15 protein-coding genes and 1 tRNA gene are annotated in these 13,446 nt (G+C 72.9%); 15 read left to right on the top strand and 1 reads right to left on the bottom strand.

The window, feature by feature from the left end:
• Positions 1 to 152 precede the first annotated feature (152 nt).
• From rplU to SGLAU_RS11660, 8 genes are all read left to right on the top strand, one after another.
• Positions 153 to 473 carry a 50S ribosomal protein L21 gene (gene rplU / locus SGLAU_RS11695; protein ID WP_003990208.1) on the top strand — a complete coding sequence of 107 codons (321 nt, stop codon included), beginning with the start codon at positions 153 to 155 and terminating at the stop codon, positions 471 to 473.
• Positions 474 to 487: 14 nt separating this feature from the next.
• Positions 488 to 742, top strand: coding sequence for a 50S ribosomal protein L27 (gene rpmA, locus SGLAU_RS11690; RefSeq protein ID WP_014672692.1), 255 nt, complete (start codon positions 488 to 490; stop codon positions 740 to 742).
• Between the two features lie 137 nt (positions 743 to 879).
• Positions 880 to 2,325 carry a GTPase ObgE gene (obgE, locus tag SGLAU_RS11685; protein ID WP_043500834.1) on the top strand — a complete coding sequence of 482 codons (1,446 nt, stop codon included), beginning with the start codon at positions 880 to 882 and terminating at the stop codon, positions 2,323 to 2,325.
• Positions 2,326 to 2,691: 366 nt separating this feature from the next.
• Complete coding sequence (gene proB / locus SGLAU_RS11680) at positions 2,692 to 3,798, top strand: glutamate 5-kinase (RefSeq protein WP_043500833.1); 1,107 nt, start codon at positions 2,692 to 2,694, stop codon at positions 3,796 to 3,798.
• A 182-nt stretch (positions 3,799 to 3,980) separates the two neighbouring features.
• Complete coding sequence (locus tag SGLAU_RS11675) at positions 3,981 to 4,451, top strand: hypothetical protein (protein WP_043500832.1); 471 nt, start codon at positions 3,981 to 3,983, stop codon at positions 4,449 to 4,451.
• 105 nt (positions 4,452 to 4,556) lie between these two features.
• On the top strand, positions 4,557 to 5,843 hold the full coding sequence (locus tag SGLAU_RS11670; RefSeq protein WP_043500830.1) for a glutamate-5-semialdehyde dehydrogenase: 1,287 nt from the start codon (positions 4,557 to 4,559) through the stop codon (positions 5,841 to 5,843).
• A 58-nt stretch (positions 5,844 to 5,901) separates the two neighbouring features.
• Positions 5,902 to 6,498, top strand: a complete 597-nt coding sequence (locus SGLAU_RS11665) for a hypothetical protein (protein ID WP_063838869.1) — start codon at positions 5,902 to 5,904, stop codon at positions 6,496 to 6,498.
• Between the two features lie 133 nt (positions 6,499 to 6,631).
• Positions 6,632 to 7,708 carry a hypothetical protein gene (locus tag SGLAU_RS11660; RefSeq protein ID WP_043500827.1) on the top strand — a complete coding sequence of 359 codons (1,077 nt, stop codon included), beginning with the start codon at positions 6,632 to 6,634 and terminating at the stop codon, positions 7,706 to 7,708.
• Between the two features lie 10 nt (positions 7,709 to 7,718).
• Here the strand turns inward: SGLAU_RS11660 and SGLAU_RS11655 are convergent, their stop codons facing one another.
• Positions 7,719 to 8,909, bottom strand: a complete 1,191-nt coding sequence (locus tag SGLAU_RS11655) for a M48 family metallopeptidase (RefSeq protein ID WP_043500825.1) — start codon at positions 8,907 to 8,909, stop codon at positions 7,719 to 7,721.
• 131 nt (positions 8,910 to 9,040) lie between these two features.
• Between SGLAU_RS11655 and SGLAU_RS35645 the strand changes: the two genes are divergently transcribed.
• From SGLAU_RS35645 to SGLAU_RS11620, 7 genes are all read left to right on the top strand, one after another.
• Entirely contained in the window at positions 9,041 to 9,193 is a 153-nt protein-coding gene (locus SGLAU_RS35645; protein WP_043506519.1) for a hypothetical protein, read from the top strand.
• Between the two features lie 110 nt (positions 9,194 to 9,303).
• Positions 9,304 to 9,468: a hypothetical protein gene (locus SGLAU_RS35640; RefSeq protein ID WP_043500823.1), complete on the top strand. Its 165-nt coding sequence runs from the start codon at positions 9,304 to 9,306 to the stop codon at positions 9,466 to 9,468.
• Between the two features lie 58 nt (positions 9,469 to 9,526).
• Positions 9,527 to 10,177: a nicotinate-nucleotide adenylyltransferase gene (gene nadD / locus SGLAU_RS11640; RefSeq protein WP_043500821.1), complete on the top strand. Its 651-nt coding sequence runs from the start codon at positions 9,527 to 9,529 to the stop codon at positions 10,175 to 10,177.
• Between the two features lie 16 nt (positions 10,178 to 10,193).
• Positions 10,194 to 11,951, top strand: a complete 1,758-nt coding sequence (locus SGLAU_RS11635) for an LCP family protein (protein WP_043500819.1) — start codon at positions 10,194 to 10,196, stop codon at positions 11,949 to 11,951.
• 90 nt (positions 11,952 to 12,041) lie between these two features.
• On the top strand, positions 12,042 to 12,488 hold the full coding sequence (gene rsfS / locus SGLAU_RS11630; protein WP_043500817.1) for a ribosome silencing factor: 447 nt from the start codon (positions 12,042 to 12,044) through the stop codon (positions 12,486 to 12,488).
• Positions 12,485 to 13,156 carry a histidine phosphatase family protein gene (locus tag SGLAU_RS11625; protein WP_043506518.1) on the top strand — a complete coding sequence of 224 codons (672 nt, stop codon included), beginning with the start codon at positions 12,485 to 12,487 and terminating at the stop codon, positions 13,154 to 13,156. Before rsfS ends, SGLAU_RS11625 begins: the two co-directional genes overlap by 4 nt.
• A 93-nt stretch (positions 13,157 to 13,249) precedes the next feature.
• Positions 13,250 to 13,322, top strand: a tRNA-Ala gene (locus SGLAU_RS11620).
• Positions 13,323 to 13,446: the final 124 nt, after the last annotated feature.

The following is a 13,446-nucleotide window of genomic DNA, read 5'->3' as shown; positions in this document are numbered from 1 at the left end:
CTTGACCGTCGGCGTGTCCATCGATCACGCCACATCCCCGTAAACCTCTTCCTTCCGGGCACGGGCAGTGACCGGGAGAGGCCGCTCGCGCGCAGGTGCGCCGGGCGGCTGGCCTGCGGGGGTGCCGTTCTCCGAGCGAAAGAGAGATCCGCGTGTACGCCATCGTGCGCAGCGGTGGTCGCCAGCACAAGGTTGCTGTCGGCGACATCGTTGAGGTTGACAAGATTTCCACCGCCAAGGTTGGCGACACGGTCGAGCTCTCGACCCTGCTCGTTGTCGACGGCGACGCTGTGACCAGCGACCCGTGGGTGCTGGCCGGCATCAAGGTCCAGGCCGAGGTCGTGGACCACCACAAGGGGCAGAAGATCGACATTCTGCGCTACAAGAACAAGACCGGCTACCGCCGTCGTCAGGGCCACCGCCAGCAGTACACGGCGATCAAGGTCACTGAGATCCCCACGGCTGCGAAGTAAGGGACTGAGGAGACATGGCACACAAGAAGGGCGCATCGTCCACTCGGAACGGTCGCGACTCGAATGCCCAGCGGCTCGGCGTGAAGCGCTTCGGCGGTCAGGTCGTCAGCGCGGGTGAGATCCTGGTTCGCCAGCGCGGCACCCACTTCCACCCGGGCGCCGGTGTCGGCCGCGGCGGCGACGACACGCTGTTCGCGCTGCAGGCCGGTTCGGTGCAGTTCGGCACCCACCGTGGCCGCAAGGTCGTGAACATCGTTCCGGTCGCCTGAATCGCCTGATTCGGCACCGAACGTTTCGCGAGGCGGACCTCACTTCCCGGGCGGGAAGCGGGTCCGCCTTTCGCGTGTTGGCATGAAGACATACGCGTAACGGCACGCAAAAAGCACTTTTCTGGAGGCACTGAACCATGACCACCTTCGTGGACCGCGTCGAACTGCACGTCGCCGCGGGTAACGGAGGTCACGGCTGTGCCTCCGTCCACCGGGAGAAGTTCAAGCCGCTCGGCGGCCCGGACGGCGGCAACGGAGGGCGCGGCGGGGATGTCATCCTCACCGTCGACCAGTCCGTGACCACGCTGCTCGAATACCACCACTCCCCGCACCGCAAGGCCACCAACGGCAAGCCCGGCGAGGGCGGCAACCGCTCCGGCAAGGACGGCCAGGACCTGGTCCTGGCCGTGCCGGACGGCACCGTCGTGCTGGACAAGGCGGGCAACGTGCTCGCCGACCTGGTCGGCCACGGCACCTCCTACGTCGCCGCGCAGGGCGGCCGGGGCGGCCTCGGCAACGCGGCCCTCGCCTCCGCCCGCCGCAAGGCGCCCGGGTTCGCGCTGCTGGGCGAGCCGGGTGACGTGCGGGACATCGTGCTGGAGCTGAAGACCGTCGCCGACGTGGCGCTGGTCGGCTACCCCAGCGCGGGCAAGTCCTCGCTGATCTCCGTGCTGTCCGCCGCCAAGCCGAAGATCGCGGACTACCCCTTCACCACGCTGGTGCCGAACCTGGGCGTCGTCACCGCGGGCTCGACCGTCTACACGATCGCCGACGTGCCCGGCCTGATCCCCGGCGCCAGCCAGGGCAAGGGCCTCGGCCTGGAGTTCCTGCGGCACGTGGAGCGGTGCAGTGTCCTGGTGCACGTGCTGGACACCGCCACCCTGGAGTCGGACCGCGACCCGGTCTCCGACCTCGACATCATCGAGGAGGAGCTGCGGCAGTACGGCGGTCTCGACAACCGCCCGCGGATCGTCGTGCTCAACAAGGTCGACGTGCCGGACGGCAAGGACCTCGCCGAGATGGTGCGGCCGGACCTGGAGGCGCGCGGCTACCGCGTCTTCGAGGTGTCGGCGGTGGCGCACCTCGGCCTGAAGGAGCTGTCGTTCGCCCTCGCCGACCTGGTCGGCCAGGCGCGCGCCGCCAAGCCCAAGGAGGAGGCGACCCGGATCGTCATCCGCCCGAAGGCGGTGGACGACACGGGCTTCACCGTCACCCGCGAGGAGGTCGGCGGCGAGCCGCTGTTCAGGGTGCGCGGCGAGAAGCCGGAGCGCTGGGTGCGGCAGACCGACTTCAACAACGACGAGGCCGTCGGCTACCTCGCCGACCGGCTCAACCGCCTCGGTGTCGAGGAGCAGCTGATGAAGGCGGGCGCCCGCTCGGGCGACGGAGTGGCCATCGGCCCCGAGGACAACGCGGTTGTCTTCGACTGGGAGCCGTCGGTCATGGCCGGTGCCGAGATGCTGGGCCGGCGCGGTGAGGACCACCGCCTGGAGGAGCAGCGGCCCGCGGCGCAGCGGCGCCGTGACCGGCAGGCCGAACGGGACGACGTGCAGCGGGAGTTCGACGACTTCGAGCCCTTCTGACCCGCTCCCGCCGGCACCACCGTCCCCGGTGACGGCGACCAGAACGGGCCCCCTGCGAGCCCATCCGCGAGCGCCCCGCGCCGGACCACGCCGGCGCGGCGCCCCGCGTCGGCCCGGTGACCCGCGCCGCTCCGGCGGCTCGCGTCGGCCGGGTGACGTGTGCGGGAGCGGTGCCCCGCGTCGGCCGATGACCCGCGCCCGCCCCGTGGCAGTCCTGGGCGCACTGGCTCCGCGGGGCGTCCGCAGCGTGGAACCGAGGCGCGCGACGCCCCCGCCTTCCCGTAGATTGCCTGGTGGGGCAGTGAATCGACGCGAGTGAACGCACGCGAGGGGACAGGCAGCAACGTGGCAGGGGCAAGGCAGGCCGTGCGCGAGGCCCGCAGGATCGTCGTCAAGGTGGGTTCCTCGTCGCTGACCACGGCCTCGGGCGGACTGGACGCCGACCGCGTTGACGCGCTGGTCGACGTGCTGGCGAAGGTGCGCAGCGGGGGAGAGAAGGAGATCGTGCTGGTCTCCTCGGGCGCCATCGCGGCCGGTCTCGCCCCGCTCGGCCTGCGCCGCCGCCCCAGGGACCTGGCCCGCCAGCAGGCCGCCGCCAGCGTCGGCCAGGGCCTGCTGGTGGCCCGCTACACCGCGTCCTTCGCCCGCTACGGCGTCCGCGTCGGCCAGGTGCTGCTGACCTCGGACGACATGAGCCGCCGCGCCCACCACCGCAACGCCTCGCGCACCCTCGACAAGTTGCTCGCGATGGGCGCGTTCCCGGTCGTCAACGAGAACGACACGGTCGCCACCGACGAGATCCGCTTCGGCGACAACGACCGGCTCGCCGCCCTCGTCGCCCACCTCGTCCACGCCGACCTCCTCGTCCTGCTCTCCGACGTGGACGGCGTCTACGACGGCGACCCCGGCAAGCCGGGCACCTCGCGGATCGCCCAGGTGCGCGGGCCGAAGGACCTCGCGGACGTCGAGATCGGCAGCGCGGGCAAGGCCGGGGTCGGCACGGGCGGCATGGTCACCAAGGTGGAGGCCGCCCGGATCGCCGCGGCCGCGGGCATCCCGGTGGTGCTGACCAGCGCGGTCCACGCGGCCGACGCCCTCACCGGCCAGGACACCGGCACGTACTTCCACCCCACCGGCAAGCGCTCCGCCGACCGGCTGCTGTGGCTGCAGCACGCCTCCACCCCGCAGGGCGCGCTCACCCTGGACGACGGGGCGGTGCGGGCCGTGGTGGAGCGCCGTACGTCCCTGCTGCCGGCCGGGATCGCCGCCGTGGAGGGCGAGTTCAGCGCGGGCGACCCGGTAGAGCTGCGCGACGGCGCCGGGCGGGCGGTGGCGCGCGGGCTCGTCAACTTCGACGCCAAGGAGATCCCCCGGCTGATCGGCCGGTCGACCCGGGAACTGGCCCGCGAACTGGGCCCGGGGTACGAACGCGAGGTCGTACACAGGGACGACCTGGTGCTGCTGCATCCGTAAGGGCGTCCGTCGGGACGTGTGAACACGTCCGCGTGGGCACCCGGATTGCGGCGAATCGCCCGCCCCGGGCGGTGGACGTTCCGCAAAAGCCCCACACGATCACCCGCGGGCTGCTCAACTTTCTCTCGAAGGCACTCGAAGGCACTCGAAGACACAGTTCCGCAGGCGCGAAGGAGGCCGTCGTGCGACGACTACGCCCTGGGGCGACGCCGTCCCGCGGTGGTGCCGGCCCCCGCGCGGCCGGCGCGGACCGGGCCCCGCTGACCAGCGTCGCGGCCGGGGACCGCTTCACGGGCGAGGAGCCCGCGGACCTGCCCCGGCTGTGGCACGTCACCCTCAGCGTCTCCGGCGAGGCCGCCCCGCTGCCGGAGCTGCGGCGCGCCCTGGAGCAGCTCGCCCACGACCACCCCTTCCTGCTGACCAGCAGATACGCCAGCGACCACGCCGAGATCCGCTACTGGGAAGAGGCCCGCGACCTGCACGACGCGGCGGCCGTGGCGCTGCGCCTGTGGGGCGAGCACCGGCAGACCGCCGGGCTGCCGCCCTGGGAGATCGTCGGCCTGGAGGTCATCGACCGGGCCACCTATCACCAGCGGCTCTCCGAGGGCTACGGACCGCCCCCGGCGAGCCCGGTCGGAGTCCACCCGTTCTGAAGCCGGTCCCGCCGGGCCCAGCGGCGCGTCCCGGGACGTCCCCGGCGCGTCTCGGGGTGTGGAACGAACGCCGGACCGGCCCGCCCGGCGCACTAACCTTTCCTCATGACCACGCTCTCGCCGTACGACTCGATGTCCCCGGTCACCCGGGCCGCCTACCGCGCCAAGGCCGCCGCCGCCGACCTCGCGCCGCTGCCGCGGTCCGTGAAGGACGACGCGCTGCTCGCCATCGCGGACGCGCTGGAGGTCCGCGCGAGCGAGATCGTCGAGGCCAACGCCAAGGACGTGGCGAAGGCGCGCGAGAACGGCACCAGCGAGGGCATGATCGACCGCCTCACCCTCACCCCGGAGCGCGTCCGCGCCATCGCCTCCGACGTGCGCGACGTGGCCGCGCTGCCCGACCCGGTCGGGGAGGTCGTGCGCGGCGGCACCCTGCCCAACGGCATCGACGTGCGCCAGGTCCGGGTGCCGCTCGGCGTCGTCGGGATCATCTACGAGGGCCGGCCCAACGTGACGGTCGACGCGGCCGCCCTCTGCCTGAAGTCCGGCAACGCGGTCCTGCTGCGGGGCTCCTCCTCCGCGTACCAGTCGAACACCGCGCTGGTCCGGGTGCTGCGCGACGCCGTGGGCGGCGCGGGCCTGCCCGCCGACGCCGTCCAGCTCGTGCCCGGCGAGAGCCGCGACAGCGTGCGCGAGCTGATGCGCGCCCGCGGCCTGGTCGACGTGCTCATCCCGCGCGGCGGCGCCTCGCTGATCAACACGGTCGTGCAGGAGTCCACCGTCCCGGTGATCGAGACCGGCACCGGCAACTGCCACGTCTACGTCGACGCGCAGGCCGACCTCGACATGGCCGTGGAGATCCTCGTCAACTCCAAGGCCCAGCGGGTCGGCGTGTGCAACGCCGCCGAGACCCTGCTGGTCCACCAGGACATCGCCGCCGAGTTCCTGCCGCGTGCCCTGGACGCCCTCGCCGACGCCGGGGTGACCGTGCACGCCGACGAGCGGGTGATGGCGTACGCCAAGGACTCGCGGGCGACGGTCGTCGAGGCCACGCCGGAGGACTGGGAGACCGAGTACCTGTCGTACGACATCGCCGCGGCGGTCGTCGACTCGCTGGACCGGGCCGTGGAGCACATCCGGCTGTGGACCTCCGGCCACACCGAGGCCATCGTCACCACCTCGCAGCAGGCCGCCCGCCGGTTCACCCAGTTGGTCGACTCCACCACCGTCGCCGTGAACGCCTCCACCCGGTTCACCGACGGCGGCCAGTTCGGCTTCGGCGCCGAGATCGGCATCTCCACGCAGAAGCTGCACGCCCGCGGCCCGATGGGGCTGCCGGAGCTGACCAGCACCAAGTACATCGTCACCGGCGACGGGCACGTGCGGCGCTGACGCGCACCACCCTCCGCGCGCCGGTGGGGCGGAGGAATTTCTCCACCGTCTGCCCAAATTGACCCCCCAGGTCTACTCTGGATCCGTGCCGGAGGACGTGGGGGGTTCGCCGTTCCGTGACGGCTGGGAGCCCGACGACGACCACGACCGCGGGGTGTCGGACGAAGAGTTCGCCTCCGTGGTCTTCGACGAGGACTTCGTACGCGCGGCCGTGGTGCACGAGCCGACCGCCGTGGAGCGCCTCCTTGCCGCGGCGCAGGCCAGAGCCGAGGCGTCCGAGAGCGAGGCCCGCCGCGCGCACGCCCGGGGTGAGCGCTACGACGACGGGTACGGCGGCGACGGGCCGGGCGCTTTCGGCCACGACCCGGACCGCGACATCCTGGACGACCCCGACATCCTCGACGGCCCGCCGTCCGGCGGCTACGGCGGACACGGCCGCTGGCACCGGCCGGTCGCCTGGGTGCTCGCCCTGGTGATGGGCGTCGGGATGGTCGCCCTGGCCTTCGCCGCCGTCTACCGGGGCGCCGCCTCCGGCCGCCAGGACCAGGTGCCGCCGCCCGCCTCGACCGGGCTGGAACAGGGCGGCGCGGCGCGTTCCCCGGCCCCCGCGGACCACTCCGGGCCGGCGGTCCCGGCGGTGCCGCGCACTCCCTGACGGCCGCCGCCGGCCGCCCCGTGAGGGGCCGGGACAAGCCGCGCACAGATGGCTTTCGGCCTGGTGAGCGGCCATCGGAAGTTGTCCGGCGACGGTGCGTTTACCGGGCCGTCGCGAGACCTACCCTGAAGACATGGGCGGGCCTGGAGAACCACCCGAGGGGACGCCCGACGGGTTCCCCAACGGTGCGGAGGACGAGTACCGATCCGTCGTGTTCGACGAGTCGTTCGTCCGTGCTGCCCGCCTCCAGGAGTACTCCGCGCGCGAGCGGCTCGCCGACCACGCGCCCGCCGTCCGCCGCCGCACCTCCGTGCGGCGCGGCCTTTCCCGGCAGGCCCTGATCCTCGTCCTGCTGATCGCCGTCGCCTTCGGCACAGCGGTCTACATGGGCGTGCAGCACCCCACCCAGGGCGGGACCGTCACCGGGCGGCCCACCGCGGAGCCGCTGCGGATGACCGTCGTCCCGCTCGCCCCGCGCGGGCGCGTCCCCGGCACCCACGACCTCGAACGGCTGTACGCCGAGAGTCCGGCCGCCCAGTTCCGCATCGGCGCCGAGGGCATCCCGCTGCCCGCCGCCCGGCGCACCGAGCACTTCTCCGACGGCCAGGTGCTCGCGGCCCTCAGCACCGCCAAGGACTACGTCGTCCGCTCCTCGCTCTACCCCGAGGTGCTCTCCGGGGGGCAGGTCCGCCCCGTGCGGGTGCTCCTCGACCCGGACCAACTCGACCAGTTCGACCGCAGCTTCGACCAGCCCACGGCCGACGGGCAGCACTTCGCGACCGGCTGGCTGGTGCGCTTCGACCCGGCCGCGGCCGAACTCGCCGACCCCGGGATCCGCGTCCGGGGCAGCCTGTACGCGGAGGAGACCGACGCGTCCACCCTGGAGGTCACCGCGGACCACACCTTCGTGTACGCGCTGCGGCCGGCCGGGGCCGGCCGGGCCGCCGAGGCGTCGCTGTTCACCGTCCGCCGCGAGCTGCACTTCCGCTTCGACCGGGAGGACCTGCGGCTGCACCAGGCCCATGTGGTCGGCTCCCAGCTCCAGGCCGGGCCGCTGTCCTGCGCCGAGGACACCGCCGCCCGGCTGCACCCGCTGCTCGCCGGGGAGTCCGCCCGGGCGGGCGGCCCGGCCGGCTCCGACCCGTACGCCTCGGCGGGCGCCACCGCGCTGTGCGGGACGCTGGCGGACAGCGCCCAGCCGAAGGTCTAGAGGCCCTCGGCTAGCCCTTGCTCTCCCCGGGCCCCCTGCCCTCCCCGGTCTCCCCGGGCCCGCCGGTCCCTCCGCTCTCCCCGGCGCCTCCCGTCCCCCCGTCCGGGCCGTCCGTCCTCCCCGTCCCGCCCGCCTTGTCCCCGGGCCGGTCCCCGCGGGCCGTGCCGGTGAAGCCGCCGAAGCCGCGGCGCACCCGGTCGCCCAGGTCCCCGGCGCCCCCGGCGAGGTCCGCGACCAGCTTCATCAGCGGGTCCTTGGAGTCGCGCACCTGGGAGGCGTAGGCCGCCGCGGACTCGCGCAGCGACTCGGAGACCTTGGTCTCCCCGTCCTCGCCCCGCTTCGGGTAGTGGCCGTCCATGAGCCGCTGGTGGTCGCGGGAGGCCGCCCACTTGTTCAGCTCGGCCGCGCGGACCGTGGCGAAGGGGTGGGAGCGGGGCAGCACGTTGAGGATCTTCAGCACCGAGTCGCGCACGTCCCCGCCCGCCTCGTACTCCTCGGCCTGCTCCAGGAACGCGTCCACGTTCATCTCGTGCAGGTGGTTGCCGCCCGCGAGCTTCATCAGGCCGCGCAGCGAGGCCCGCAGGTCCTGCCCGACCAGCAGGCCGGCGCGGTCGGCCGACAGCTCCGACTTGCGGAACCACTCGCGCAGCGCGGTCACGATCGCCATGATCGCGACATTGCCGAGCGGGATCCACGCCACCCGGAGGGCGAGGTTGGTCAGGAACAGCAGGATCGTGCGGTAGACGGCGTGGCCGGACAGGGCGTGGCCGACCTCGTGGCCGATCACCGCCCGCATCTCCTCCTCGTCCAGCAGCTCGACCAGGCCGGTGGTGACCACGATGATCGGCTCGTCCATGCCGACGCACATCGCGTTCGGCTGCGGATCCTGCTGGACGTACATCGGCGGGACCTTCTCCAGGTCGAGGATGTAGCAGGCGTCCAGCAGCATGGTGTGCAGGTGCGGGAACTGCCGGTCGGAGACGCGCACCGAGTCGGACAGGAACAGCAGCCTCAGGCTCCGCTCGGGCAGCAGCCCGCTGAGCGCCTTGAAGACGGTGTCGAAGCCGCTGAGGCGGCGCAGCGCGACCAGGGCCGAGCGGTCGGCCGGATGCTCCCAGGCGCGGGAGGAGATCTCCGGGAAACGCCGGCGCCGCCTGCCGGGCAGGCGCTCGGAACCGGTCTGCGGGTGGTCGTAGGACATCGGGCCCCCAGGTGCGTCGGTGTGCGCGGTCCGGGCGCGTGCCGGGACCGCGGCCGGTCCGTGCCCCCGAGGCGAGGCCCAGCCTAGGCGGAGTTACCGTGGACGGGCAGCACAGCGAAGGGGTCCACGTCATGCAGCACCACGCCGCGTCCGCCTGGCTCATGGCCGCCGCCGAGGAGCCGGGCGGCGGGAACCTGCTCCGGATCCTGCTCGTCGTGATGCTCGTGGGCTGTGTGCTGACCGCCTGGATCCTGCTCCGGGGGTACAGGCGGAAGGACGACTGAGCGCGTCCGATGGTTGCCCGGGGGAGGAGTCGGGGTGATCGTCGCGGAGCCGCCCGCTTACGATGGGCCGACATCTTCATCCCGCCCACACGCGATAGGTCCTGACGACGATGAGCCTCCACACCACCGCCGCCCAGCTGGTCACCCTCGCCTCCGAGGGCGGGGAGCACGGCGGCAACCACGAAAGCCTCAGCCCGCTGCTCACCGGGGGCGGCGCCTTCGTCGTCCTGCTGCTGCTGCTGTGGGTGACCACGCGCTTCAACCGGGACCGCTGACCCCGGGCGACGACTCGGCCGTCAAGCTCCGCCGACCGGGCCGGTAGGGTCTGCACGCATGGGAGAGCAGGACATGCCTACCGGTCCGGTGAACGACACGCCGCGCGGCGCGGGCGGTGGCGGCAAGCGCCGTCTCGGCGTCATGGGCGGGACCTTCGACCCGATCCACCACGGTCACCTGGTGGCCGCGAGCGAGGTCGCCGCGGCGTTCCACCTCGACGAGGTGGTCTTCGTGCCGACCGGCGAGCCGTGGCAGAAGAGCCACCGCACGGTCTCCCCGGCCGAGGACCGCTACCTGATGACGGTGATCGCGACCGCCGAGAACCCCCAGTTCTCGGTGAGCCGGATCGACATCGACCGCGGCGGGCCCACCTACACCGTGGACACCCTGCGCGACCTGCGCGCGCTCAACCCGGACACGGACCTGTTCTTCATCACCGGCGCCGACGCCCTCGCCCAGATCCTCACCTGGCGGGACACGGAGGAGCTGTTCTCGCTGGCGCACTTCATCGGGGTCACCCGTCCGGGACACCACCTGGACGACCCCGGACTCCCCGAGGGCATCGTCTCGCTCGTCGAGGTCCCGGCCCTCGCCATCTCGTCCACGGACTGCCGTGCGCGAGTCGCCAAGGGCGACCCCATCTGGTATCTGGTGCCGGACGGAGTCGTGCGCTACATCACCAAGCGCGAGCTGTACCGCGGCGAGTGAGCCGAGAGGGGCACCGGTGAACGACCGATACGACGCGGGCTACGGGGGCGACGGCCCGTACGAGCTGGTCGGCTACGACGAGTACGGCCGGCCCGTGTACCAGCAGGCGCAGCAGCCGCCGTACGACCCGTACGGGCAGCAGCAGGCGGCCCCGCAGGACCCCCAGGGCTACGGCTACGACCCGTACACCACGGGCCAGCAGCCACCGGCCCCCTCCTACGACCCCTACGGGACGGCCCCGCAGCCCCCGTCGGCCCCCTCCTACGACCCCTACGACACGTCCTACGGCTCCTACCCCGGCCACCAGGGGTACGACGCCTACGGGCAGCAGGCCCCCGCCCCGCAGCAGCCCCGGGTCGCCGAGCAGACGGCGTACATCCCGCAGCAGGCCCGGCCCGCCGAGGACGAGGACGCCCCGGCGCGCGACGCCGCGCGGTGGGACGACGCGCCGGGCGGCGGAACACCGGACGACCGGACCCCGGGCGACGGCGCGCAGCGCGACGACCGTGACTACCGCACCGAGCAGTTCGCGTTCGTGGAGGAACCCGACGGCGACTCCGAGGACGTCATCGACTGGCTGAAGTTCACCGAGAACCGCACCGAGCGCCGCGAGGAGGCCCGCCGCCGCGCCCGGAGCCGGCTGATCGCCCTGGCCGTCGTCCTCGCCCTGGTCGCGGCCGGCGGCGCCGGCTGGCTCTGGTACGCAGGGAAGCTGCCCGGACTGTCCTCCTCCGGCGGCGGGACCGGCACCGGCGTCGCCGCAGGCGCCCAGAAGCGGGACGTGATCGTCGTCCACCTGCACGACACCAAGGGCGGCGGCACCTCCACCGCCCTGCTCGTCGACAACACCACCACCAAGCAGGGCACCACCGTCCTGCTGCCCAACTCCCTCGCCCTGACCGGCGACGACGGCTCCACCACCACCCTCGCCAAGTCCGTCGAGGACGACGGCTCCTCCGGCACCCGCGAGGCCCTGGGCACCGTCCTCGGCACCTCCATCCAGGGCACCTGGCGGCTCGACACGCCCTACCTGCAGAACCTCGTCGACCTCGTCGGCAACATCGAGATCGACACCGACACCGACGTGCCCGACCCGGCCGCCGGGAAGAAGGGCCGGACGCCACTGGTCAGCCAGGGCGAGAAGCAGACCCTCAGCGGCAAGATGGCCGTCGCCTACGCCACCTACCGCGCCCCGGGCGAGTCGCCGAACGCCCAGCTGGAGCGGTTCGGCCAGGTCATGCACGGGGTGCTGCGCAAGATGTCCTCCGACCCCGGGGCCGCGACGACCACCGTGCAGACGCTGGCCCAGATCCTCGACCCGTCGCTCACGGACAAGGACCTCGGCACCTTCCTCGCCGCCCTGTCCGACCTCGCCAAGAGCGGCGACCACAAGACCGCCCTGCTGCCCGTCCAGGACGACGGCACCCTGACCGCCGAGGCCGGCGACAGCGTGGTCAAGGACATCCTCGGCGGCACCGCGAAGAGCCCCGACCAGGGCGCGGCCGTCCGGGTGTCGGTGCGCAACGCCTCCGGGACGAAGGACAACACCGAGAAGGCCCGCGTGGTCCTCCTCAACGGCGGCTTCACCTTCCTGGAGGGCGGCACGGCCTCCACCGAGAGCGCGTCGAGGGTGCTCTACGCCGACCCCGCCGGCCGGCAGGACGCCACCGAGGTCGCCAAGACCCTGGGCCTGCCCGCGAGCGCGGTCGCCGAGGGCGAGGTGTCCGGCAACGCCGACGTCACGGTCGTCCTCGGGCAGGACTACGCGCAGTAGCCGCGGAGGGCCCCGCGTAATGCCGTAGGGCCCCGTCGGCGGTCGTGAGACCCTGGAAGGGACAAACGACCGCCGACGGAAAGCCTTGTAGTGACCGCGACCGACCGCTCTCTCGAACTCATCACCACCGCCGCGCAGGCCGCGGCCGACAAGCTCGCGCACGACGTCATCGCCTACGACGTCAGCGACGTCCTGTCGATCACGGACGCCTTCCTGCTGGCGTCCGCCCCCAACGACCGCCAGGTCAAGTCGATCGTCGACGAGATCGAGGAACGGCTCCTGAAGGAACTCGGCGCCAAGCCGGTCCGCCGCGAGGGCGACCGCGAGTCCCGCTGGATCCTGCTCGACTACGTCGACATCGTCGTCCACGTCCAGCACAGCGAGGAGCGCGTCTTCTACGCCCTGGAGCGGCTGTGGAAGGACTGCCCCGAGATCGACCTGCCCGAGGACGCCCGCGCGACCCGCGGCAAGGCCGCGGAGCACGCCGAGCTGCAGGCCGCCGAGGACGCGGCGGCGGCGGACGGTGAGTGGCGGTGAGCACCACCGGTGAGGTGACCGCCGGCCGGCCGGGCCGCGGCCGTCGCGTCATCCTGTGGCGGCACGGGCAGACCTCGTGGAACGTGGAGCGCCGCTTCCAGGGCACCACGGACGTCGAACTCACCGGGACCGGTGTGGCCCAGGCCCGCCGCGCCGCCCGGCTGCTGGCCTCCCTGGGGCCGGACGCGATCATCGCCTCCGACCTGTCCCGGGCCGCGGACACGGCCGCCGAGCTCGCCGCGCTCACCGGTCTCGAGGTGACCCTCGACGAGGGCCTGCGGGAGACCTACGCGGGCGTCTGGCAGGGCCTGACGCACGACGAGATCATCGCCCGGTACGCCGAGGAGTACGCCGCGTGGAAGCGCGGCGAGCCGGTGCGCCGCGGCGGCGGCGAGCTGGAGACCGAGGTCGCCGACCGCGCGGCCCCCGTGGTGCTGCGGCACGCCGAGAAGCTGCCCGACGACGGCACGCTCGTCGTGGTGAGCCACGGCGGCACGATCCGGACCACCATCGGCCGGCTGCTCGGCCTGGAGGCCCACCACTGGGAGAGCCTGGGCGGCCTGTCCAACTGCTGCTGGTCGGTCCTCGGCGAGAGCGCCCGCGGCTGGCGGCTGCTGGAGCACAACGCCGGCACGCTGCCGGAGCCGGTCCTGGGCGACGACGACTGAGCGGCGCGACCGCCCGGGGGACCCGGATTTCACTTTCCGGCAGGTCGCAGGCTAAAGTTCTTCTTGTTCGCCCGCCGAGCGGGGAGAACGCAAGGGGCTATAGCTCAGTTGGTAGAGCGCCTGCATGGCATGCAGGAGGTCAGGAGTTCAATTCTCCTTAGCTCCACAGGACGAATCCCGTCCCCCTGAAGGGGGGCGGGATTTTCTCGTCCCGTCCTTGAACGCCCGGGGCACGAGTGGCGTATACCTCTACGGGGACCCAGCCGGCCGGTGCCGTGTCCGGACCGGTA

The organism is Streptomyces glaucescens (genome assembly GCF_000761215.1).
In the GTDB taxonomy this organism is placed as follows: domain Bacteria; phylum Actinomycetota; class Actinomycetes; order Streptomycetales; family Streptomycetaceae; genus Streptomyces; species Streptomyces glaucescens_B.
The sequence above is the reverse complement of the archived record's forward strand: the minus strand, read 5'-3'. Positions and strand labels throughout refer to the sequence as shown.